The 21,120-nt window shown below is 71.6% G+C and carries 16 protein-coding genes; 8 read left to right on the top strand and 8 right to left on the bottom strand.

Features of this window, described 5'->3' with window-relative positions:
• Positions 1–349: 349 nt before the first annotated feature.
• From tkt to pgl, 5 genes are read left to right on the top strand one after another with little or no spacing between them, the layout of a single operon-like run.
• A complete protein-coding gene (tkt, locus tag ACZ7N4_RS30135) occupies positions 350–2,437 on the top strand; it encodes a transketolase (RefSeq protein WP_471364199.1) in 2,088 nt (695 codons plus the stop codon).
• Positions 2,438–2,470: 33 nt separating this feature from the next.
• Positions 2,471–3,589: a transaldolase gene (gene tal, locus ACZ7N4_RS30130; RefSeq protein WP_471364196.1), complete on the top strand. Its 1,119-nt coding sequence runs from the start codon at positions 2,471–2,473 to the stop codon at positions 3,587–3,589.
• A gap of 1 nt (position 3,590) precedes the next feature.
• On the top strand, positions 3,591–5,129 hold the full coding sequence (zwf, locus tag ACZ7N4_RS30125; RefSeq protein ID WP_471364193.1) for a glucose-6-phosphate dehydrogenase: 1,539 nt from the start codon (positions 3,591–3,593) through the stop codon (positions 5,127–5,129).
• Positions 5,126–6,190 carry a glucose-6-phosphate dehydrogenase assembly protein OpcA gene (gene opcA, locus ACZ7N4_RS30120; protein WP_471364187.1) on the top strand — a complete coding sequence of 355 codons (1,065 nt, stop codon included), beginning with the start codon at positions 5,126–5,128 and terminating at the stop codon, positions 6,188–6,190. The genes zwf and opcA overlap by 4 nt, the downstream gene beginning before the upstream one ends.
• The gene (gene pgl, locus ACZ7N4_RS30115) at positions 6,187–6,969 is read left to right on the top strand and encodes a 6-phosphogluconolactonase (RefSeq protein ID WP_471364183.1); all 783 of its coding nucleotides are present in this window, start codon (positions 6,187–6,189) and stop codon (positions 6,967–6,969) included. The genes opcA and pgl overlap by 4 nt, the downstream gene beginning before the upstream one ends.
• A gap of 47 nt (positions 6,970–7,016) precedes the next feature.
• Here the strand turns inward: pgl and ACZ7N4_RS30110 are convergent, their stop codons facing one another.
• The 5 genes from ACZ7N4_RS30110 to ACZ7N4_RS30090 all read right to left on the bottom strand — a co-directional run bounded on the left by ACZ7N4_RS30110 (position 7,017) and on the right by ACZ7N4_RS30090 (position 13,632).
• A complete protein-coding gene (locus tag ACZ7N4_RS30110) occupies positions 7,017–7,856 on the bottom strand; it encodes a carbohydrate ABC transporter permease (protein WP_471364180.1) in 840 nt (279 codons plus the stop codon).
• A 10-nt stretch (positions 7,857–7,866) separates the two neighbouring features.
• Positions 7,867–9,219: an ABC transporter permease gene (locus ACZ7N4_RS30105; RefSeq protein WP_471364176.1), complete on the bottom strand. Its 1,353-nt coding sequence runs from the start codon at positions 9,217–9,219 to the stop codon at positions 7,867–7,869.
• A gap of 15 nt (positions 9,220–9,234) precedes the next feature.
• Positions 9,235–10,560: an ABC transporter substrate-binding protein gene (locus tag ACZ7N4_RS30100; RefSeq protein WP_471364173.1), complete on the bottom strand. Its 1,326-nt coding sequence runs from the start codon at positions 10,558–10,560 to the stop codon at positions 9,235–9,237.
• Between the two features lie 31 nt (positions 10,561–10,591).
• On the bottom strand, positions 10,592–12,202 hold the full coding sequence (locus ACZ7N4_RS30095) for a glycoside hydrolase family 13 protein (protein ID WP_471364168.1): 1,611 nt from the start codon (positions 12,200–12,202) through the stop codon (positions 10,592–10,594).
• A 158-nt stretch (positions 12,203–12,360) separates the two neighbouring features.
• Positions 12,361–13,632, bottom strand: coding sequence for an ABC transporter substrate-binding protein (locus ACZ7N4_RS30090; RefSeq protein ID WP_471364166.1), 1,272 nt, complete (start codon positions 13,630–13,632; stop codon positions 12,361–12,363).
• Between the two features lie 123 nt (positions 13,633–13,755).
• Between ACZ7N4_RS30090 and ACZ7N4_RS30085 the strand changes: the two genes are divergently transcribed.
• The 3 genes from ACZ7N4_RS30085 to ACZ7N4_RS30075 are packed head-to-tail and all read left to right on the top strand — an operon-like array spanning position 13,756 to position 17,335.
• Complete coding sequence (locus ACZ7N4_RS30085) at positions 13,756–14,262, top strand: PadR family transcriptional regulator (protein WP_471364162.1); 507 nt, start codon at positions 13,756–13,758, stop codon at positions 14,260–14,262.
• Complete coding sequence (locus ACZ7N4_RS30080; RefSeq protein ID WP_471364158.1) at positions 14,259–15,032, top strand: ABC transporter ATP-binding protein; 774 nt, start codon at positions 14,259–14,261, stop codon at positions 15,030–15,032. Before ACZ7N4_RS30085 ends, ACZ7N4_RS30080 begins: the two co-directional genes overlap by 4 nt.
• Before the next feature lie 20 nt (positions 15,033–15,052).
• On the top strand, positions 15,053–17,335 hold the full coding sequence (locus tag ACZ7N4_RS30075; protein WP_471364508.1) for an ABC transporter permease: 2,283 nt from the start codon (positions 15,053–15,055) through the stop codon (positions 17,333–17,335).
• Between the two features lie 8 nt (positions 17,336–17,343).
• Here the strand turns inward: ACZ7N4_RS30075 and ACZ7N4_RS30070 are convergent, their stop codons facing one another.
• The 3 genes from ACZ7N4_RS30070 to ACZ7N4_RS30060 form a co-directional block, all read right to left on the bottom strand.
• Positions 17,344–18,162: a DsbA family protein gene (locus ACZ7N4_RS30070; RefSeq protein WP_471364157.1), complete on the bottom strand. Its 819-nt coding sequence runs from the start codon at positions 18,160–18,162 to the stop codon at positions 17,344–17,346.
• A 99-nt stretch (positions 18,163–18,261) separates the two neighbouring features.
• Positions 18,262–19,914 (bottom strand): glucose-6-phosphate isomerase, encoded by a 1,653-nt coding sequence (pgi, locus tag ACZ7N4_RS30065; RefSeq protein ID WP_471364153.1) that lies wholly within the window; start codon positions 19,912–19,914, stop codon positions 18,262–18,264.
• 52 nt (positions 19,915–19,966) lie between these two features.
• The gene (locus tag ACZ7N4_RS30060) at positions 19,967–20,863 is read right to left on the bottom strand and encodes an MFS transporter (protein WP_471364150.1); all 897 of its coding nucleotides are present in this window, start codon (positions 20,861–20,863) and stop codon (positions 19,967–19,969) included.
• Positions 20,864–21,120: the final 257 nt, after the last annotated feature.

Raw genomic sequence — 21,120 nt, 5'->3', positions numbered from 1 at the left:
GCGGTAAAGGCTCGCGCGTACCACGCCACTTTAGACGTTGCCCATACCCCGCCCTTCGCGGGGGTGGGGTCGTGTTGGCGGCGCCCGGGAGGAGGGGCCCCATAAGAGGGGACCGGGCACTCGATTGAGCGCTCAGATGACCGGCTCCGTATTCATGTGCCACACCGCGTTCCGGCCAGTCGGGAGGCGGATCGCACGGAGTCCCGGCAGTCTGGAAACACTCGAAAAAACGCACGTCTTGACGGGGGTAGGCTCGACAACGGCCGGTGGGCGCCCAGCACGCCGGCGGCCGGGGGGCCCATGCCCCGACGACCGGCGACCGACATGTGGAGAGGAGCCCTGACCCAGGGTGAGCACCAAGCCGACCACCACAGACCTTGAGTGGACCGAGCTGGACCAGCGGGCCGTGGACACCGCCCGTGTCCTGGCCGCAGACGCCGTACAGAAGGTCGGCAACGGCCATCCCGGTACGGCGATGAGCCTGGCCCCGGCCGCCTACACCCTCTTCCAGAAGGTGATGCGGCACGACCCGGCCGACCCCGAGTGGACCGGCCGCGACCGTTTCGTGCTGTCCGCCGGTCACTCGTCCCTGACCCTCTACACCCAGCTGTACCTGGCCGGCTTCGGCCTGGAGCTGGACGATCTGAAGGCGTTCCGGACGTGGGGTTCGAAGACCCCCGGTCACCCGGAGTACGGGCACACCAAGGGCGTCGAGACCACCACGGGCCCGCTGGGCCAGGGTGTGGCCAACGCGGTGGGCATGGCGATGGCCGCCCGCTACGAGCGCGGTCTGTTCGACCCGGAGGCCCCGGCCGGCGAGTCGCCCTTCGACCACTACATCTACTGCATCGCCGGTGACGGCTGCCTGCAGGAGGGCATCTCCGCCGAGGCGTCCTCGCTGGCCGGCCACCAGAAGCTCGGCAACCTGGTCCTGCTGTGGGACGACAACCACATCTCGATCGAGGGCGACACCGAGACGGCCGTCTCCGAGGACACGGTCAAGCGGTACGAGGCCTACGGCTGGCACGTGCAGCGCGTGGAGGCCCAGGAGAACGGCGACCTGGACCCGGCGGCGATCTTCGCCGCGATCCAGGAGGCGAAGCGGGTCACGGACCGGCCGTCCTTCATCGCGATGCGCTCGATCATCGCCTGGCCGGCCCCGAACGCGCAGAACACCGAGGCCGCGCACGGGTCGGCGCTGGGCGACGAGGAGGTCGCGGCCACCAAGCGCGTCCTCGGCTTCGACCCCGAGAAGTCCTTCGAGGTGGCCGACGAGGTCATCGCCCACACCCGCAAGGCGCTGGAGCGGGGAGCCGAGGCGAAGGCCGAGTGGGAGAAGTCCCTCCAGGTGTGGCGCGAGGCCAACCCGGAGCGGGCCGCCGAGTTCGACCGGATCAGCAAGGGCGAGCTGCCCACCGGCTGGGAGGAGAAGCTCCCGGTCTTCGAGCCCGGCAAGGCCGTCGCGACGCGTGCCGCGTCCGGCAAGGTGCTGCAGGCGCTCGGCGCGGTGGTCCCCGAGCTGTGGGGCGGCTCCGCCGACCTCGCCGGGTCGAACAACACGACCATCGACAAGGACAGCTCCTTCCTGCCCGCGGGCAACCCGCTGCCGGAGGCCGACCCGTACGGCCGCACGATCCACTTCGGCATCCGCGAGCACTCGATGGGCGCGGAGCTGAACGGCATCACCCTGCACGGCAACACCCGCGTCTACGGCGGCACCTTCCTCGTCTTCTCCGACTACATGCGCAACGCCGTGCGCCTGTCGGCCCTGATGCACCTGCCGGTGACGTACGTGTGGACGCACGACTCCATCGGCCTCGGTGAGGACGGCCCCACCCACCAGCCGGTCGAGCACCTGGCCTCGCTGCGCGCGATCCCGGGTCTGAACATCGTCCGCCCGGCGGACGCCAACGAGACCGCGATCGCCTGGCGCGAGATCCTCAGGCGCTGGACGAAGGAGTTCGGCAAGGGCCAGCCGCACGGCCTCGCGCTCACCCGTCAGGGCGTGCCGACGTACGAGCCGAACGAGGACGCGGCCAAGGGCGGCTACGTCCTGTTCGAGGCGGAGGGCGGCGAGCCGCAGGTGATCCTGATCGCCACCGGTTCCGAGGTGCACGTCGCCGTCGAGGCGCGCGAGCGGCTCCAGGCCGAGGGCGTTCCCGCGCGCGTCGTCTCGATGCCGTCCGTGGAGTGGTTCGAGCAGCAGGACCAGGGGTACCGGGACTCCGTACTGCCGCCGTCCGTGAAGGCTCGCGTCGCCGTCGAAGCGGGCGTCGGCCTGACATGGCACAAGTACGTGGGGGACGCCGGCCGCATCGTTTCCCTGGAGCACTTCGGTGCTTCCGCCGATGCCAAGGTGCTCTTCAAGGAGTTCGGCTTCACCGCGGAGAACGTGGCCGCGAAGGCGCGGGAATCCCTCGCCGACGCCCAGCGCTGACGCTCACATACGACACGTAGGAGATGTAATTCCATGACAGACGCACTCAAGCGCCTCTCCGAGGAAGGCGTCGCGATCTGGCTGGACGACCTGTCGCGCAAGCGGATCACGTCCGGCAACCTCGCCGAGCTGATCGACCAGCAGCACGTCGTGGGCGTCACCACCAACCCGACGATCTTCCAGAAGGCGATCTCCCAGGGCGACGGCTACGACCAGCAGCTGTCGGACCTCGCCGCCCGCAAGGTCACCGTCGAAGAGGCCATCCGCATGATCACGACGGCGGACGTCCGTGACGCCGCCGACATCCTGCGCCCGGTCTTCGACGCCACCCACGGCCAGGACGGCCGGGTGTCCATCGAGGTCGACCCGCGCCTCGCGCACAACGAGCACGCCACCGTCGCCGAGGCCAAGCAGCTGGCCTGGCTGGTGGACCGCCCGAACACCCTCATCAAGATCCCGGCCACCATGGCGGGCATCCCGGCGATCAGCGAGGTCATCGGCCTCGGCATCAGCGTCAACGTCACGCTGATCTTCTCGCTGGAGCGCTACCGCGCGGTCATGGACGCCTACCTCAGCGGTCTGGAGAAGGCCAAGGAGCGCGGCCTGGACCTGTCCAAGATCCACTCCGTGGCGTCCTTCTTCGTGTCCCGCGTGGACACCGAGATCGACAAGCGGCTGGACGGCATCGGCACCGACGAGGCCAAGGCGCTGCGCGGCAAGGCCGCCGTCGCCAACGCCCGGCTCGCCTACCAGGCGTACGAGGAGGTCTTCTCCTCGGACCGCTGGAGCGCGCTGGAGAACGCGGGCGCCAACAAGCAGCGTCCGCTGTGGGCGTCGACCGGCGTGAAGGACCCGGCGTACCCGGACACCCTGTACGTCACCGAGCTGGTCGCCCCGAACACGGTCAACACCATGCCGGAGGCCACCCTGGAGGCCACCGACGACCACGGTGAGATCACCGGCGACACCATCGCCGGCACCTACGAGCAGGCCCGTGCCGACCTCGACGCGCTGGAGAAGCTCGGCATCGCCTACGACGACGTCGTGCAGGTGCTGGAGGAGGAGGGCGTCGAGAAGTTCGAGGCGTCCTGGAACGACCTGCTCAAGTCCACTCAGGCGGAGCTCGAACGCCTCGCCCCTTCGGAGGGCTGAGTTGTCACCCGTTTCCGGTTCCGGGGCGAACCCGCTTCGTGACCCGGCCGACCGACGGCTCCCGCGCATCGCGGGGCCGTCGGGCCTGGTCATCTTCGGCGTCACGGGCGACCTGTCGCGCAAGAAGCTGATGCCGGCCGTCTACGACCTCGCCAACCGGGGTCTGCTGCCGCCGGGGTTCTCGCTGGTGGGCTTCGCCCGCCGCGACTGGGAGCACGAGGACTTCGCCCAGGTCGTGCACGACGCGGTGAAGGAGCACTCGCGCACTCCGTTCCGTGAGGAGGTCTGGCAGCAGCTCATCCAGGGGATGCGCTTCGTCCAGGGCACCTTCGACGACGACGAGGCGTTCGAGCGGCTGCGCGCCACCATCGAGGAGTTGGACAAGGCACAGGGCACGGGCGGCAACTTCGCCTTCTACCTGTCGGTGCCGCCGCGCTCCTTCCCGGTGGTCATCCAGCAGCTGAAGAAGCACGGCCTCGCCGACCAGAGCAGCGGTTCCTGGCGGCGCGCGGTCATCGAGAAGCCGTTCGGCCACGACCTCGCGTCGGCCGAGGAGCTGAACAAGGTCGTGCACGAGGTGTTCGAGCCGGACCAGGTGTTCCGGATCGACCACTACCTCGGCAAGGAGACCGTCCAGAACATCCTGGCGCTGCGCTTCGCCAACACGATGTTCGAGCCGATCTGGAACCGGTCCTTCGTGGACCACGTGCAGATCACGATGGCCGAGGACATCGGCATCGGCGGTCGGGCCGGCTACTACGACGGCATCGGCGCCGCCCGGGACGTCATCCAGAACCACCTGCTCCAGCTCATGGCGCTCACCGCCATGGAGGAGCCGGCCTCCTTCGACGCGGACGCGCTGGCCGCGGAGAAGGAGAAGGTGCTCGGCGCCGTCCGGCTGCCGAAGGACCTGGGCGCCAACACCGTGCGCGGGCAGTACGCGGCGGGCTGGCAGGGCGGCGAGAAGGTCATCGGCTACCTCGAAGAGGAGGGCATCGACCCGAAGTCGAAGACCGACACCTACGCCGCGGTCAAGCTGGAGATCGACAACCGCCGCTGGGCGGGCGTCCCCTTCTACCTGCGCACCGGCAAGCGCCTCGGCCGCCGTGTCACCGAGATCGCGGTCGTCTTCCAGCGGGCCCCGCACTCCCCGTTCGACACCACGGCCACCGAGGAGCTGGGCCAGAACGCGATCGTCATCCGGGTCCAGCCGGACGAGGGCGTCACGGTCCGCTTCGGTTCCAAGGTGCCGGGCACCTCGATGGAGATCCGGGACGTCTCCATGGACTTCGCCTACGGCGAGTCGTTCACGGAGTCCAGCCCGGAGGCGTACGAACGCCTCATCCTCGACGTGCTGCTCGGCGACGCCAACCTCTTCCCGCGCACGGAGGAGGTCGAGCTGTCCTGGAAGATCCTCGACCCGATCGAGGAGCACTGGGACAAGCACGGCAGGCCCGCGCAGTACAAGTCGGGCACCTGGGGTCCCGTGGAGGCGGACGAGATGCTCGCACGAGACGGACGGAGCTGGCGCCGGCCATGAAGATAGACCTGACCGACACCACCGCCGGCGAGATCAACAAGGCGCTCGTGCAGGGCCGCCGCGCCATCGGCACACCCGCCGTCGGCATGGTCCTCACCCTCGTCATCGTCACCGACGAGGAGAACGCCTACGACGCCCTGAAGGCCGCCAACGACGCCTCGCGCGAGCACCCCTCGCGCACGCTCGTGGTGATCAAGCGGGTATCCCGCTCCCCGCGCGACCGTACGACCTCGCGTCTGGACGCCGAGGTGCGGGTGGGCGCGGACGCGGGCACCGGCGAGACGGTCGTCCTGCGGCTGTACGGCGAGGTGGTCGACCACGCCGACTCGGTGGTCCTGCCGCTGCTGCTGCCGGACGCCCCGGTGGTCGTGTGGTGGCCGGTGAACGCCCCGCTCGACCCGGCGAAGGACCCGCTGGGCGCGCTCGCCCAGCGCCGGGTCACCGACAGCTACGCCTCCGAGCAGCCGGTGCGGGAGCTGTCCGCCCGTGCCGCTGCCTACACGCCCGGCGACACCGATCTGTCCTGGACGAGGATCACGCCGTGGCGTTCCATGCTCGCGGCGGCACTCGACCAGGTCACCTGTGAGGTGCAGGCCGTCGAGGTCGAGGGCGAGGAGTTCAACCCGAGCTGCGAGCTGCTGGCGATGTGGCTCGCGGACCGGCTGGACGTGCCGGTGAAGCGGTCGCTGTCGTCGGGCCCCGGTCTGACGGCGGTCCGCATGGACACCAGCCAGGGCCCGATCACACTGGACCGGGCCGACGGCTCGCTGGCCACGCTGACCATCGAGGGCCAGCCGGCCCGCGCGGTGGCGCTGAAGCGGCGGGACACCGCCGAGCTGATCGCGGAGGAGCTGCGCCGGCTGGACCCGGACGACACCTACGCGTCGGCGCTGCGCTTCGGCGTGGAGCGGCTGGACACCGTTCCGCAGCAGACGTCCGGGGCCCCGGCCGAACCGGTCGCGGAACCGGAACCGGTCGGGGAAGCGGCCAAGGCCCCCGCCAAGAAGGCGGCGGCCAAGACCGCGAAGAAGGCACCGGCGAGGAAGGCGGCGGCGAAGTGAGCACTCCGCAGCTGGTCGTCCACCGCGACAAGGAGCTGATGGCGCAGGCCGCCGCGGCCCGACTGATCACGAAGATCGTGGACGCGCAGGCCTCCCGGGGCACCGCGTCCGTGGTCCTCACGGGCGGCCGCAACGGCAACGGCCTGCTGGCCGCGCTGGCGGCGGCCCCCGCCCGGGACGCCGTCGACTGGGCTCGCCTCGACCTGTGGTGGGGCGACGAGCGCTACCTCCCCGAGGGCGACCCCGAGCGCAATGTCACGCAGGCCCGCGAGGCGCTGCTGGACTCCGTGCCGCTGGACCCGGAGCGCGTGCACGCCATGCCCGCCTCCGACGGGCCGTACGGCGCGGACGTCGAGGCGGCGGCCGAGGCGTACGCGGCGGAGCTGGCGAAGGCGGCCGGCCCCGAGAACCACGGCGCGGTGCCGACCTTCGACGTCCTGATGCTGGGCGTCGGCCCGGACACCCACGTGGCCTCGCTCTTCCCCGAGCTGCCCGCGGTCCGGGAGACGGAGCGCACGGTGGTCGGCGTCCACGGCGCCCCCAAGCCCCCGCCGACCCGGATCTCCCTCACCCTCCCGGCGATCCGCGCGGCCCGCGAGGTCTGGCTCCTCGCGGCCGGCGAGGACAAGGCGGAGGCGGCGGCCATCGCCCTGTCGGGCGCGGGCGAGATCCAGGCCCCGGCGGCGGGCGCCTACGGCCGTTCCCGCACCCTGTGGCTGCTGGACTCGGCTGCGGCTTCCCAGCTGCCGAGGTCGCTGTATCCGCCGGCGTCCGCGTGACGTCCGGATCCGTGTAGTCGCGGCGGGGGTTTCGGCCCCCGCCGCTTCTATTTGACCGATCCCGCCATCACGCCCTGCACGAAGTGCCGCTGGAAGGCGAAGAACACCACCACGGGCACGATCAGGGACAGGAACGCGCCCGGGGCCAGGACGTCGATGTTGCTGCCGAACTGGCGGATCTGGGACTGGAGTTGCACGGTCAGCGGTTGGGACGAGCTGTCCGCGAAGAGCAGGGCGACCAGCATGTCGTTCCAGACCCACAGGAACTGGAAGATGGCGAGCGAGGCGATCGCCGGGCGGCCCACCGGCAGGACGAGGCGGGTGAAGATGCGCCACTCGCTGCCGCCGTCCATCCGGGCCGCCTCCAGCATCTCCTTCGGTATGTCCGCGAAGTAGTTGCGGAGCAGGAAGACGGCGAAGGGCAGGCCGTAGGCGACGTGGAAGAGGACGACCCCGGGGATCGTGCCGAACAGGCCCAGCGCGCCGAAGAGTTTGGCGACGGGCAGCAGACCGATCTGCACCGGCACCACCAACAGGGCCACCACCAGCAGGAACAGGGGTTCGCGGAGCGGGAAGTCCAGCCAGGCGAAGGCGTATCCGGCCAGGGCCGCGAGGACGACGACCAGGGTGGTGGCCGGCACCGAGATCAGCACGGTGTTCCAGAAGGCCTGCGTGATGCCCGCGTTCTTCAGCAGCGCCGTGTAGTTGTCGAAGGACAGCTGACCGGGGGCGGCCAGCGCCGTCCACCAGCCGCCCTTGGCGGTGTCCTGGGCCGAGCGGAGGGAGGAAACGAACAGGCCCGCCAGCGGGGTCAGCCAGACCAGGCCGATCACCACCAGGAACGCCTGCACCAGGGCGCTGCCCAGGCCTCTCCTGATCGCGTTCATCGCTGACTCCTCATCGTTGGCTGTTGCGGAAGCGGCGGACGTTGAAGACCATCGCGGGGATCACCAGCAGCAGCAGGAGCACGCCGAGGGCGCTGCCGAGGCCCTGGTCGTTGCCGCCGCCGAAGGAGACCAGCCACATCTGGGTGGCGAGGACGGTGGCGTCCTCCTGCACCGGTCCCGGCGCGATGATGTAGACGAGGTCGAAGACCTTCATCACGTTGATCACGAGGGTCACGAAGACCACGGTGAGGACGGGCGCGAGCAGCGGAACGGTGATCCGGCGGAAGATCTGCCACTCGTTGGCGCCGTCCATCCGGGCGGCCTCCAGGGCGTCACGCGGGAGCGTGGAGAGGCCCGCGCCGATCAGGACCATCGCGAAGCCGGTCCAGATCCACAGGTAGGCGCCGATGATCGCCGGGGTGACGAGGGTCGGGCCGAGCCAGGAGACGCCCTGGTACGGCGTGGCGAAGTTCGACCTCGGGAGCTTCACCGTGTAGGAGCCGTCGTGCAGTCCGGTGAAGCGGAAGGAGCCGTCGGCGGCGGTCGTCGTGCTCGCGACCGTCTTTCCGCCGCGCAGCGCCTCGACCTCCATGCCGGGCAGGCCGCTCTCCCTGGGGTCGACCCTGCCCTGCTTTCCTCCCCCGCCCGGGGTGAAGTCCAGGTAGACGACACCGCGCAGTTCGCCGGGTCCGGCCGTGTGCGGGGCCGGTGCGGCGGGCTCGGCCCGGGCGGGCAGGTCCTTGGGCAGGACGCCGACCATGGGGAGCGTGACCGGTCCTCCCGGGTGAGCGGTCGTACGGTAGGAGCCGTCCGGGTCCTGGGTGAGCAGTCCGGTGCGGCCGCGGGCCGTCGGGTAGGTCGACGTGCCCTGGAAGGCGTCGTGGACGGAGACGACGGCCGCGTTCAGCACGCCCTTGTCGGGGTCCTCGTCGTAGGCGAGCCGGAAGATGATGCCGGCGGCGAGGAAGGACACCGCCATGGGCATGAAGAGGAGCAGTTTGAAGGCGGTCGCCCAGCGGACCTTCTCCACCAGGACGGCCAGGATCAGGCCGAGTCCGGTGAGCAGGGCGGGGGCGACGACGACCCAGATGGTGGTGTTGCGGATGGCCTTCAGGGTGGCCGGGTCGCGGAACATCTCGGTGTAGTTGTCGCCGCCGACGAACCGGGTGCCGGAGGCGTCGAAGAAGCTGCGGCCGACGGAGAACAGCACCGGGTAGACGACGAGCGCGCCGAGCAGGAGCAGCGCGGGGAAGACGAAGAGCAGGGCGATCAGCCGGCCGCGCCGCCGGCCGCGGCGCGCGGGCGCCGGGCCGGCGGCGGCCCGCGGGCCCGCCTGCCGCTTCGAAACAGTGGTGGCGGTCATGGTGTGCTGCCGCTCTCAGTCCTGGTAGGCCTTGGCCGCCGCGGCTTCGAGCTTCGCCGCGGTGCCCTTCGGGTCCGACGGGTCGCGCAGGAAGTCCTGGAGCAGTTTCCACTCGCCGGTTCCCTTGGTGCCGCCGAAGGCCGCCGGGGCCTGGTCCGACATGTCGAAGCGGACCGAGTCGCCGGCGCCGACGAGGGACTTGGCGGTGGCACGGGTGACGTCCTCGCCGTATGAGGCGAGGTCGAGCTTCCTGTTCGGGGACAGGAAGCCGCCGGCCTTCGCCCAGACGGCCGCGGCCTCGGGGGTGGCCAGGTACTCCAGGAGTTTCATGCCGGCCTTGGCGTTCTTGCCGTCCTTGAGGACGACGGCCGCGTCACCGCCGCTGACCACGGGGGCGGTGCCGCCGTCGACCGCGGGGAAGGGGAAGAAGTCCGCGTCCTTGCCGATGGCCTTGCCGAACTGGTCGTGCGCGACACCGGCGACGAAGTCGCCCTCGTAGACCATGCCGGCCTTCGGTTCGGGGCCGAACACCTTCTCCACCGATCCGGGAAAGTCGGTGTTCAGGGCCTCCTTCTGGCCGCCGGCGACGAGCTGCTTGTCCTTGAAGAGCTTGCCGAGGGTGGTGAGCGCCTTCACCACCGTGGGGTCGGTCCACTTGAGCTTGTGGGTGGCCAGGGCGTCGTACTTCTCGGGGCCGGCCTGGGAGAGGTAGACGTTCTCGAACCAGTCGGTCAGGGTCCAGCCGTCCTGTCCGGCGACCGCGAAGGCGGCGAGGCCGGAGTCGGAGACGGTGTGCCCGGCCTTGAGCAGCTCGTCGTACGTCTTCGGGGGCTTGACCCCGGCCTGGGCGAGGGCGTCGGGGCTGTACCAGACCGTGGACTTGTGGGCGGCCTTGAAGTAGAGGCCGTAGAGGGTGCCGTCGACGCTGCCGTACTTCTTCCAGACGGGCGCGTAGTCGGCGTCGACGGTCTGCCGGGCGGTCGGCGAGAGCGGCTTGAGCCAGCCCTTCTTCGCGAACTGCTGCAGGACGCCGACCTGCGGGACCATCACGACGTCGGGCGCGTTGCCGCCCTCGATCTTGCTGCCGACGACCGTGGAGACGTTGTCGCCGGTGGACACGAACCGGGTCGTGGCGCCGGTCTTCTCGGTGAAGGCGTCCAGCACCTTCTGGAAGTTCTTCTGCTCGCTGCCGGACCAGACGCCGGCCACGGTGACGGTCTGGCCGCTGAGCGCCTTGTCGCCGCCGCCCGCGGAGACCTCTCCGCCGCCGCAGGCGGTGGCGGAGAGGGCGAGGACGAGGGCGGTGCAGCCGGTGAGCAGGGTCGTACGTCGTCGCATCATCGTTGACGGACCTTTCAGTCGGGAGGGGTGATCAGAGGTCGTTCAGCCACCAGGCCGCGGTGGCGCCGGGCAGGACGCCGGGCGGGCAGGGGCCGCTGGAGAGCAGGGGGGTGCCGGAGACGGGCGCGGGGGCGCCCGCCGTACCGAAGTTGACGGCGCAGACCAGGCCGTCGCCGCGGGTGAAGGCGAGGACGCCCGGCGGACTGTCCAGCCACTCCAGCGGGCCCTCGCCCAACTGCGGCAGGGACTTGCGCAGTTGGAGGCCGTCCCGGTACAGGTGCCAGAAGGAGCGGGTGTCGGCGAGGGCACGGTCGGTGGCGTACTCGGCGAAGTAGTCGGGCTGCGGCAGCCAGGGTTTGGCGCCCTCCGCTCCGGAGGTGAAGCCGAACGGGGAGGCCTGCCCGGACCAGGGCAGCGGGACCCGGCAGCCGTCGCGGATCCGGGCGCGGCTCCCGGTGCGCCGGAAGATCGGATCGGTGAGGACGTCGTCGGGCAGGTCGACGACCTCGGGCAGACCCAGCTCCTCGCCCTGGTAGATGTACGCGGCTCCGGGCAGCGCCAGCATCAGCAGCGCGGCGGCGCGGGCGCGGGCGGCGCCGAGACCGCTGCCGCCGGGGGCCGGTTCTCCGTAGCGGGTGACGGTGCGGACCTGGTCGTGGTTGTTGAGGACCCAGGTGACCGTGGAGCCGGTGCCGGCGATGTCCTCCATGGCCTCGGAGATGACCTTGCGGAAGGCGTCGGCGTCCCAGGGGGCGCCGAGCAGGTCGAAGAAGAAGGCCTGGTGGAGTTCGTCGGGGCGGACGTACAGCGCGTGTTCGCGGGCGGTGGGGACGGAGACCTCGCCGACGAGCAGGCGCTCGCGGCCGTCCCCGGCGCCGTACTCCTCGCAGATGGCGCGCCAGCGGCGCCACACCTCGTGCACCTCCGGCTGGTTCCAGGCGAGCGGGTTGACCGAGTCGCGGGTGCGGGCGTCGGCCTCCGGGTCGTCTGAGTCGGGCAGGTCCGGGTGCTTGAAGAGGCCGGCGGCGACGTCGATGCGGAAGCCGTCCACGCCCCGGTCCAGCCAGAACCGCAGGACGCGGTCGAACTCGTCGGGGATCTCGGGGTTGCGCCAGTTCCAGTCGGGCTGCTCGGGCGTGAACATGTGCAGGTACCACTGGCCGTCGGCGACCCTGGTCCAGGCCGGGCCGCCGAACATGGCGTGCCAGTTGTTGGGCGGCTCGCCGCCGTCGGGGCCGCGGCCGTCGGCGAAGTGGAAGCGGGCGCGGGACGGGCTGCCGGGCTCGCTCTCCAGCGCCTCGCGGAACCACGGGTGCTCGCTGGAACAGTGGTTGGGGACGATGTCGAGCAGCACCTTGACGCCGAGCCGCCGGGCCGCCGCCATCAGCAGGTCGAACTCGGCGAGATCGCCGAAGACCGGGTCGACGTCGCGGTAGTCGGCCACGTCGTAGCCGTGGTCGTGCTGCGGCGAGGGGTAGAAGGGGCTCAGCCAGATCCCGTCGACGCCGAGCTTCTTCAGGTACGGCAGTCCGGCCCGGACGCCCGCGAGATCACCGATGCCGTCGCCGGTGCTGTCCAGGAAGCTACGGACGTAGACCTGGTAGATCACGGCGTCCCGCCACCAGTGGTGCGTACTCAACATGCATGCATGTTAGGTAGGCGTGTCGCGACCGTGTCAACGAAAAGAACAGCGGTTACCGGGGAGTTGGGGTGACAAACAGGATGCTAACAGGACATCCGCACGCCAGTTGAGATATCAGCGTTACCTAACAAGTAACTAGCGAAGTAGCCGACGGCCGTCTATCGGCGGGCGATGGCGTCGAGTTCGCGCGCCAGCCGGCGCACGGCCTGCCCGGGCGTCTGGCGCCCGGTGAGCGCGTCCTGCACGACCGCCTGCACGGCCAGGCTGACCTGGTCGTAGTGCGGGCTCTTGGGGCGCGGCCGGGCGGTGAGGACGGCCGTACGCAGGGTCGCCAGGTACGGGAACCGCCTGGTCAGCACGGGGTCTTCGTACAGCGAGGCGCGCACGGGCGGCAGCGCGCCCCGGGTGAGCACCTGGCGCTGCACGGGCGCGCTGGTGAGGTAGGCGATCAGGCGCGCGGCGGAGTCCGGGTGCCGGGCACGGGCGTTGACCGCGAGATTGGACCCGCCGAGGACACTGGTCCCCGGGCCGTGGGGGCCCGGCAGCGGCACGGCGCCGATCTTCCCGGCGACCTTCGAGCCCGCCTCCGAGGCGACGGCGTAGGCATAGGGCCAGTTGCGCAGGAAGAGCAGCCTGCCGTCCTGGAAGGCCTGTTTGGACTCCTCCTCCTTGTACGTCAGCGCCCGCCTCGGGATCCAGCCCTCGCGGATGCCCCGGGCGAGAAAGCCGATGCCCTCGCGGGCCGCGGCCGAGTCGACGGTGACCCGGGTGCCCTCACCGCCGAGGATGGTGCCGCCCGCCGAGTACACCGCCTCGGCCGCGTTCACGGTGAGGCCCTCGTACGGGAGGAACTGGCCCGCGTACCCGTCGAGTCCGTACTTCGGCGCGAGGGTCTTCGCGTCGCGCTCCAGCTCGGCCCAGGTGTGCGGAGGAGACACACCTTCCTTGTCGAGAATGTCCTTGCGATACAGGAGGAGTCCGGCGTTCGTGACATACGGGACCGCGTACAACCGTCCGTCGTATGTCGCCGTGTCCACGACCGGCGGCAGGAAGCTGCCCAGGGGGAAGCGGTCGCGGGGCAGCGGGCGGATCCAGCCGGCCGCCGCGAACTCGGAGGTCCAGTCGACGTCGATGTTCAGCACGTCGAACCGGCCACGGTCGCCGCCGCGCAGGTCGGTCGTCATCTGCGCGTGCGTCTCGTCGGCCGAGTCCGGCAGCTCGACCAGGGTGACCCGCTCGCCGGGATGGGTGCGGTTCCAGCCCTGGAGCAGCGGACCGAGATAGCCGGTCAGGTCACCGGCCGTGGCCAGGGTGAGCGGGCCGCGGCCGCCTCCGCCGGCCTCGTCGGCACGGGCGCCGGAGGCGACGTACCCGGCCAGGATCACGACGAGAACGAGAAGGCCCCTACCGGCGGTGCGTATCCACCGCATAGGTTCCTCCCTGTACACCGGCACCCCGGGCACCCTCGCCCGCGGACAGAGGCCATGTATACCTGTTAGGTATGCGCGATACTAGGGCGTGGAGCACATGGAGCAGACAGGAGGACAGCACGAGTGCGTCTGCACCTCCTGGCACTCCTCGCCCGTGGCCCGGCCCACGGCTACGAGCTGAAGCAGGACCTTGAGCAACTGCTGGGCGCCGCGTACCCTCAGCCGAACGTCGGCCAGATCTACGTCACCCTCGGCCGCCTGGAGAAGTCCGGGCTGATCGAGGGCGAGGACGTCGAGCAGTCCAGCCGGCCCAACAAGAAGGTCTACCAGCTCACCGACGCCGGGCGTGAGGCGCTGCACGCCTGGTTCGAGGAGACCGAGGACGAGCCGCGGGTGCGGGACGAGTTCTTCATGAAACTCGCCCTCGCCCCGCAGACCGGTCTCGCCGACCAGATCGCCCTCATCAACAAGCAACGGCGCCAGTACCTCACCACCATGCGCAACCTGTCGAAGCTGGCCGCGGCCGAGAGCCGGGAGAACCGAATCGCCCACCTGCTGATCGAGGGCGCGATGCTGCACCTGCAGGCCGACCTCGACTGGCTGGAGCGGTGCCAGGAGGAACTGGAATGAGCGAGGACACTCCGGTTCCGCGGGCCGAGGGCACTCCGGTTCTTCGCGCCGAGGGCCTGGTCAAGACCCACCATGGCGAGGGCGCGCCCGCGCACGCCGTGCGCGGGGTGGACCTGAGCGTGGCCCGGGGCGAGTTCGTGGCGATCACCGGGCCGTCCGGAGCGGGCAAGTCCACGCTGCTGCACCTGCTCGGCGGGCTGCAGCGGCCGGACCGGGGCAGCGTCTGGCTCGACGGCCGGTGCACCGACTCCTTCGGCGAGGCCCGCTGGGCGGTGGAGCGCAGGAAGGCCATCGGGTTCGTCTTCCAGTTCTTCAACCTGGTGTCGAACCTGTCCGTCGCCGACAACGTCGAACTGCCCGCCCTGCTCGCCGGCGTCCCGCCGAAGAAGGCCCGCGCCGAACGGGAGGCGCTCCTGGCCGAGCTGGGCCTGGAGGGCAAGGAGCGCAGCATGCCGGGCGAGCTGTCCGGCGGCGAACAGCAGCGGGTCGCGCTCGCCCGGGCGCTGGTCAACCATCCGCCGCTGCTGCTCGCGGACGAGCCGGCCGGCAGCCTGGACAGCAAGGGCACCCGCGAGGTGATGCGGCTGCTGACCCGCTTCCACGGACGCGGCCAGAGCATCGTCCTGGTCACCCACGACGCCCGGCTGGCCAGCGCCGCGGACCGGGTGATCAGCTTCTTCGACGGCCGCATAGCCGACGACGCGACCCTGGACGACACCCCGCCGCCCCGCCGTGGCGGGATCTCCGGGGTGCTGGAGCTGAGGGACTGACCGTGCCGGACCCGAGGGACGTGCGAGCCACCCTGCGCTGGGCCCACTCCGACCTGCGCGCCCACCGCGGCGAGGCGCTGTTCCTGATGCTGGCGACCGCCGGCGTCGTCGCCTCGCTGCTGCTGGCCACCGCCCTGTTCGGCTACGCCACGAACCCCTGGGAGCGCACCTTCGCCGAGGCACGCGGGGCGCACGTGTGGCTGCACACCGCCCGCTCCGCCGACGCGGGGAAGCTGGCCCGGCTCGACGGCGTCGGCTCCGTCGCCGGTCCCTACCGCACCGAGTCCGCCACCGTCGCCGCCCGCGGCACCCGCGCCGCCGTGGAACTGCGCGGCACCCCGGGCCTGCCCTCCGTCGGCCGGCCCCTGCTCACCGCCGGGCGCTGGCTGGATCCGGACGCACCGGACGGCGTGGTGCTGGAGAGCAGCCTGGCCCGCGCCCTGCTGGCCGAGCCCGGCGACACCCTGAGCCTGCCCGGCACCGCCCGCACCCTCACCGTCGAGGGCATCGCGGACAGCGCCGAACCCCCGTACCGCCCCGGCGAACAGCCCGGACTGGTGTGGGCGCTGCCGTCGGCGGTGCGTGCCCCGGCCGGCCAGGTCATCGGGCTGCGGCTCGGCGATCCGGCCGACACGGACTACGCCGTCCAGCGCGCCGTCACCGTCCTCGGCGCCGGCGCGGTCGGTGAGGTCTCCACCTGGCGGCAGGCCCGGGCCGAGGCACAGGGTGCGGGCCGGCTGCTGGGCCAGGTGCTCGGGCTGTTCGGCCTGGGCGCCCTGATCGCCGCCGGGTTCGCGGTGCACGGCGCGATCGCCACCCGCATCCGCGGGCACCTGCGGGACCTGTCGGTGCTGAAGGCGATCGGCTTCACACCCGGCCAGGTGGTCCGGATCTTCCTGCTCCAGCACCTGGCGTACGCCCTGCTCGGTGCCGTGGCCGCGGCGGCCCTCACCGAGGGGCTGGGCAGCCGGGTCCCGGGGCGGCTCGGGGACGCGGTGGGGGTGTGGCAGGGGCTGCCCGGGCACACCCTGGCGCTGTGCGCGGTGCCGGCGGGCGTGGTGCTGTTCATCGGCCTGACCACGGGGCTCGCGGCCTGGCGGGCGGGCCGGGTGCCGCCGGTTCCGGTACCGCGCCCGGCCGCGCCCGGGGGCGGCCGGCTGACCGGGCCGGCCCGCCTCGCCCTCGGCCTGCGGCTGCCGGCCGCGCTGGTCCTCGGCTGCCACAAGGCGTTCGCGGGACGCGGCCGGTCGCTGGCCACCGTGGCCCGGCTGACCCTGCCGCTGGTGCTCATCGTCGTGGCGCTGAGCGCCTGGACCACCCTCGACCGTCTGCACAGCAGCCCGGAACGGGTCGGGCTGCCGACGGCGCTCACCGTCCGCTCGGACGGCGACCTGGCCCCCTCCGGCGTACGGGCCGTGCTGACCGGTGATCCCCGGGTCGACGCCGCCTACCCGGGCGTGGAGGTGGCCGCGCTGGTCCCCGGCCAGACCGGCACCATCGCCCTGCGCGGCATCGGCACGCGCGCCGAGCCCTACCCCTACGCCCTCGCCGAGGGCCGCGCGGCCCGGGGGCCGGACGAGGCGGTGGCCGGCCAGGGCCTGCTCGACCTGCTGCACGCGCGGGTCGGCGACTGGGTGCGGATGACCGTGGGCGACCGGCCGCAGATCCTGCACATCGTCGGCCGCGCCCTCGAACCGCGCAACGCCGGCCGGGTCGTCACGACCTCCCTGGACACCCTCCGCGAGAACGACCCGCAGCCGGCCCCGGCCTTCTACGAACTGCGGCTGCGCCCGGGCGCCGACCCGCACCGTGTGGCCGCCGCGCTCGCCTCGGCCGGCCGCGGCCACCTGGAGGTGCATCCGGTCACGAACCCCGCCGACGGGCTCTCCCCGCTGCGCGGCGTCGTCGCCGGCCTGATCGCCGTCCTGGCCCTCATCGGGCTGGTCGAACTGCTCACCGCGATCGGCGGCAGCGTCCGCGAGGGCGAGCGGGACGTGCTCGCTCTCCGGGCGATCGGCATGTCCCCGCGGCAGATCACCGCGATCACCGTGACGGCGACGAGCTGTACGGTCCTGGCCGCGGTCGTCGCCGGTACGGCGCTGGGGCTGCCGCTGGCCCGCCGGCTGATCGACGCCCAGGGCGGTTCCAGCGGCATCGGCGCCGGCATCGCCCAGTCCCCCTCCCCCGGTCTGCTGCTCCTGCTGGGCACGGCCGCCGTGCTGGGAGCGGCGGCACTGGCCACCCTGCCCGCCTCCCGCGCAGCCCGTCGACGCCTCGCGGACACGCTGAGCGCGGTGGCCTGAGCACTCCGTCAGGCCGAGCCGGAACCCGGGGCGCCCAGAGTGTCGAAGAACGAGTCGCTCCACATCTCGGGGTTGTCCCCGACGCCGGACAGCAGCTCGGCGAAGACGGCGCCGTCGAAGAGCAACCCGTTGTACTCGCCCGGGACGCGGACGCCGTTGATGTCCGCGGTCGGCGTGCCCGGTCCCCGCGGATCCTTCTCGCCGCCCGCCCGCTCGTACGCCTCCTCGGACGCGGTGACGAACGACCGGTACTTCATGGTCCTCACGGCCGAGTCGAACTCGGGCCCGCGCAGCCCCTCTATCCGCCCCGCCAGCTTGAGGAGGTAGGCGTCGGTGAATCCGTCGACGCTCTCCTCGGGCTGATGGGCGTAGAGCACGTCGTGGTACTCGGCGAACTTGCCGGCGTCCAGCGCGGCCCGCAGGGCGTTGACCGCCTTCTCGGATCCGGAGCCGCCGACCCGGTCGTCCAGGAAGGAGGCGAGCGTGTACTCGATCTTCACCTCTCGGCGTACCGAGGCGTCGCGCAGCTCCGGAGCACCGCCCCTGACCTCGAACTCCTCGCACACCGGGCACCTCGGGTCCTCGTACAGATGCACGGTCACCGGGGCTTTGGGATCGCCGACCAGAATGGTCGTCCCGTCCGCCGCGAGCCGCTCCGGCACGTCCTCCGGCCCGGCGTAGTCCTCCGCTGCCTCCGCCGTGGCCGTCGGACGGACCCGCCCGGCGTCCGGCCCGGCGTCCCACGGCTGGTGCCCGCTTCCGCAACCCGCCGCCGTCACGGCCACCACGGCCACCGTGACGGCCGCGGCGAACCCCCTGCGCTTCATCTGTGCTTCCTCCCCTGGATCAGCGGAACCCTAGGCGATCAGCGGGGAAAGCACACAGCCGGTGGTCGCCGCGGCCGGACGGCCGGCTCCCGCCGCGGGTCAGCTCCGGCCGCGCAGCTCCCGGTACGTGGCGACCAGCGTCTTGGTCGACGCGTCCAGACCGGGGACGTCGGCGCCCTCGGTGAGCGCGGGCTCGACGCGCTTGGCGAGGACCTTGCCCAGCTCCACGCCCCACTGGTCGAAGGAGTCGATGTTCCACACCGCGCCCTGGACGAACACCTTGTGCTCGTAGAGGGCGACCAGCTGGCCGAGCACCGACGGGGTCAGCTCCCGGGCGAGGATCGTGGTGGTCGGCCGGTTGCCCTGGAAGGTCTTGTGCGGGACCAGTTCCTCGGCCACGCCCTCCGCGCGGACCTCCTCGGCGGTCTTGCCGAAGGCGAGCGCCTGGGTCTGGGCGAAGAAGTTGGCCATCAACAGGTCGTGCTGGGCCTTCAGTTCCTCGCTCAGCTCGCCGACCGGGCGGGCGAAGCCGATGAAGTCCGCCGGGATCAGCTTGGTGCCCTGGTGGATCAACTGGTAATACGCGTGCTGCCCGTTGGTGCCGGGCGTGCCCCACACCACCGGGCCGGTCTGCCAGTCGACCTGCTTGCCGTCCCGGGCGACGTACTTGCCGTTGGACTCCATGTCCAGCTGCTGGAGGTAGGCCGTGAACTTGGAGAGGTAGTGGCTGTACGGCAGCACGGCGTGCGACTGGGCGTCGTGGAAGTTGTCGTACCAGATGCCCAACAGCCCGAGCAGGAGCGGTACGTTGGCCTCGGCGGGCGCGGTGCGGAAGTGGTCGTCGACGATCCGGAAACCGTCGAGCATCTCGCGGAAGCGGTCCGGGCCGATGGCGATCATCAGCGACAGGCCGATCGCGGAGTCGTACGAGTACCGCCCGCCGACCCAGTCCCAGAACTCGAACATGTTGGCCGTGTCGATGCCGAACCCGGCGACCTTCTCGGCGTTCGTGGACAGCGCCACGAAGTGCTTGGCCACCGCGGACTCGTCGCCGAGCGCGGCCAGCAGCCACTGCCGCGCGGAGGTCGCGTTGGTGATGGTCTCGATGGTGGTGAAGGTCTTGGAGGCGATGATGAACAGCGTCTCCGCCGGGTCCAGGTCCCGGGTGGCCTCGTGCAGGTCGGCACCGTCCACGTTGGAGACGAAGCGGACGGTCAGGTCACGGTCGGTGAAGCTGCGCAGCACCTCGTACGCCATCGCGGGGCCGAGGTCGGAACCGCCGATGCCCACGTTCACCACGTTCCGGATGCGCTTGCCGGTGTGGCCGGTCCAGGCGCCGGAGCGGACCCGCTCGGCGAAGTCGCCCATCCTGTCGAGCACGGCGTGCACGGCCGGGACCACGTTCTCGCCGTCGACCTCGATCACCGCGTCGCGCGGGGCGCGCAGCGCGGTGTGCAGCACCGCCCGGTTCTCGGTGACGTTGATCTTCTCGCCGCGGAACATGGCGTCCCGCAGGCCGAAGACGTCCGTCGCCGCGGCCAGCTCGCGCAGCAGCCGCAGCGTCTCGTCGGTGACCAGGTGCTTGGAGTAGTCGATGTACAGGTCGCCGACCCGGAGCGTGTATCCGGTGCCGCGCGCGGGGTCGGCGGCGAACAGCTCCCTCAGATGGGTGCCGGCCAGCTCCTCGCGGTGCTTGGCGAGAGCGGTCCATTCGGGCGTCTGGTTGAGCCTGGTACGGCCGTCTGCGTTCATTTCCGACTTCAGCCTTCTTTCGTGCCTGTCCCAGCTGTTCCAACCTAATTGATCACCGCGCGGCGTGAGCCGCCGTGACGCCGTCGTGCGGCGCGACAACGGGTACGTCCTCCGTGCGGACCGGTATCAGTGCCAGGACGGACAGGACGAAGAACGCGGCCGTGAGCAGGGCCGGCGCGTTGAGGCCCCAGGCCGTTGCCGCGGCACCGCCGAGGAGCGCGCCCAGCGGGGCCCCGGCGACGGCCAGGGTGCGGAAGGCGGCGCCGACCCGGCCGAGCATGTCGGCGGGGGCGCGTTGCTGCATCAGGGTGGTGCTGTTGACGTTCCACAGCATGCCCATGAACCCGAAGACGGCGAGGGCCGCCACCAGCGCGGCCAGGCTGCGCACGGTGCCCATGACGACGAGCGCGCCGGTCTGCGCGGCGCCGGCGAGCAGCACGGTCCGCAGCGTGCCGAGCGCGGGCGTGATCCACCGGTTCGCCACTCCCCCGGCCAGGCCGCCGAGGGTGTACGCGGTGACCGCCGCCGCGTATCCGCCGCTGCCCGCGTCCAGCCAGCCGGTCACGAGGACCACCAGGGTGGCGATCAGGGCGCCCATGCCGGTGTTGCACAGGGCGGTGGAGACGCACAGACCGCGCAGGGCGCGGTCCCGCCACAGGATGCGCAGCCCGTCCGTGATGTCCCGGCGCAGGGTGCTGCCCGCGGGTCCCGGCGTGCGCTCGGGCGCGGCGGTCCGCAGGGAGGCGACCAGCGCGGCGGCCACGAGGAAGCCGCAGGCGGTCACGGCGGCGATGAGCAGCGGCCGGTCGGTCAGCGAGGCAGCGAGCAGCGGCAGCGCGGCCGTCCGCAGCGCGTCACCGAAGCCGGAGAGCACGGCAGCGCTCCACAGCCGCCCGAAGCCCCCGCGCCACACGGGCGCGCGCCCGTCCCCTGCCCCGATCGCCGTCACAACTCCCCCTCGCGATTCTCGCCTTCACGAAAACCGTAGAGGGCACCACTGACAATCGGTCGGCGGCGAGCGGGGGATACGGCTCCGGCCAGGCGCCCGCGGGCACCCGGCCGGTGGAAACTCCTAGGACTTGTCCGGCCGATCATGTGACTACTCCGCACTCGTGTCGTTGATGTGGACATGGGGCGGGGCGATCTGACGGATGCCGAGTGGGAACGGCTGCGGCCGTTCTTGCCGGTCAGCAACAGGCGTTGTGG

The organism is Streptomyces sp. NPDC107654, assembly GCF_055639035.1.
This window is presented reverse-complemented; position numbering and strand designations above follow the sequence as displayed.

Excerpts from the sequence above, each read along its gene's own strand:
- tal (WP_471364196.1), top strand. The coding sequence starts at position 2,471 with ATGACAGACGCACTCAAGCGCCTCTCCGAGGAAGGCGTCGCGATCTGG.
- opcA (WP_471364187.1), top strand. The coding sequence starts at position 5,126 with ATGAAGATAGACCTGACCGACACCACCGCCGGCGAGATCAACAAGGCG.
- ACZ7N4_RS30110 (WP_471364180.1), bottom strand. The coding sequence starts at position 7,856 with ATGAACGCGATCAGGAGAGGCCTGGGCAGCGCCCTGGTGCAGGCGTTC.
- ACZ7N4_RS30105 (WP_471364176.1), bottom strand. The coding sequence starts at position 9,219 with ATGACCGCCACCACTGTTTCGAAGCGGCAGGCGGGCCCGCGGGCCGCC.
- ACZ7N4_RS30100 (WP_471364173.1), bottom strand. The coding sequence starts at position 10,560 with ATGATGCGACGACGTACGACCCTGCTCACCGGCTGCACCGCCCTCGTC.
- ACZ7N4_RS30095 (WP_471364168.1), bottom strand. The coding sequence starts at position 12,202 with ATGTTGAGTACGCACCACTGGTGGCGGGACGCCGTGATCTACCAGGTC.
- ACZ7N4_RS30090 (WP_471364166.1), bottom strand. The coding sequence starts at position 13,632 with ATGCGGTGGATACGCACCGCCGGTAGGGGCCTTCTCGTTCTCGTCGTG.
- ACZ7N4_RS30080 (WP_471364158.1), top strand. The coding sequence starts at position 14,259 with ATGAGCGAGGACACTCCGGTTCCGCGGGCCGAGGGCACTCCGGTTCTT.
- ACZ7N4_RS30070 (WP_471364157.1), bottom strand. The coding sequence starts at position 18,162 with ATGAAGCGCAGGGGGTTCGCCGCGGCCGTCACGGTGGCCGTGGTGGCC.
- pgi (WP_471364153.1), bottom strand. The coding sequence starts at position 19,914 with ATGAACGCAGACGGCCGTACCAGGCTCAACCAGACGCCCGAATGGACC.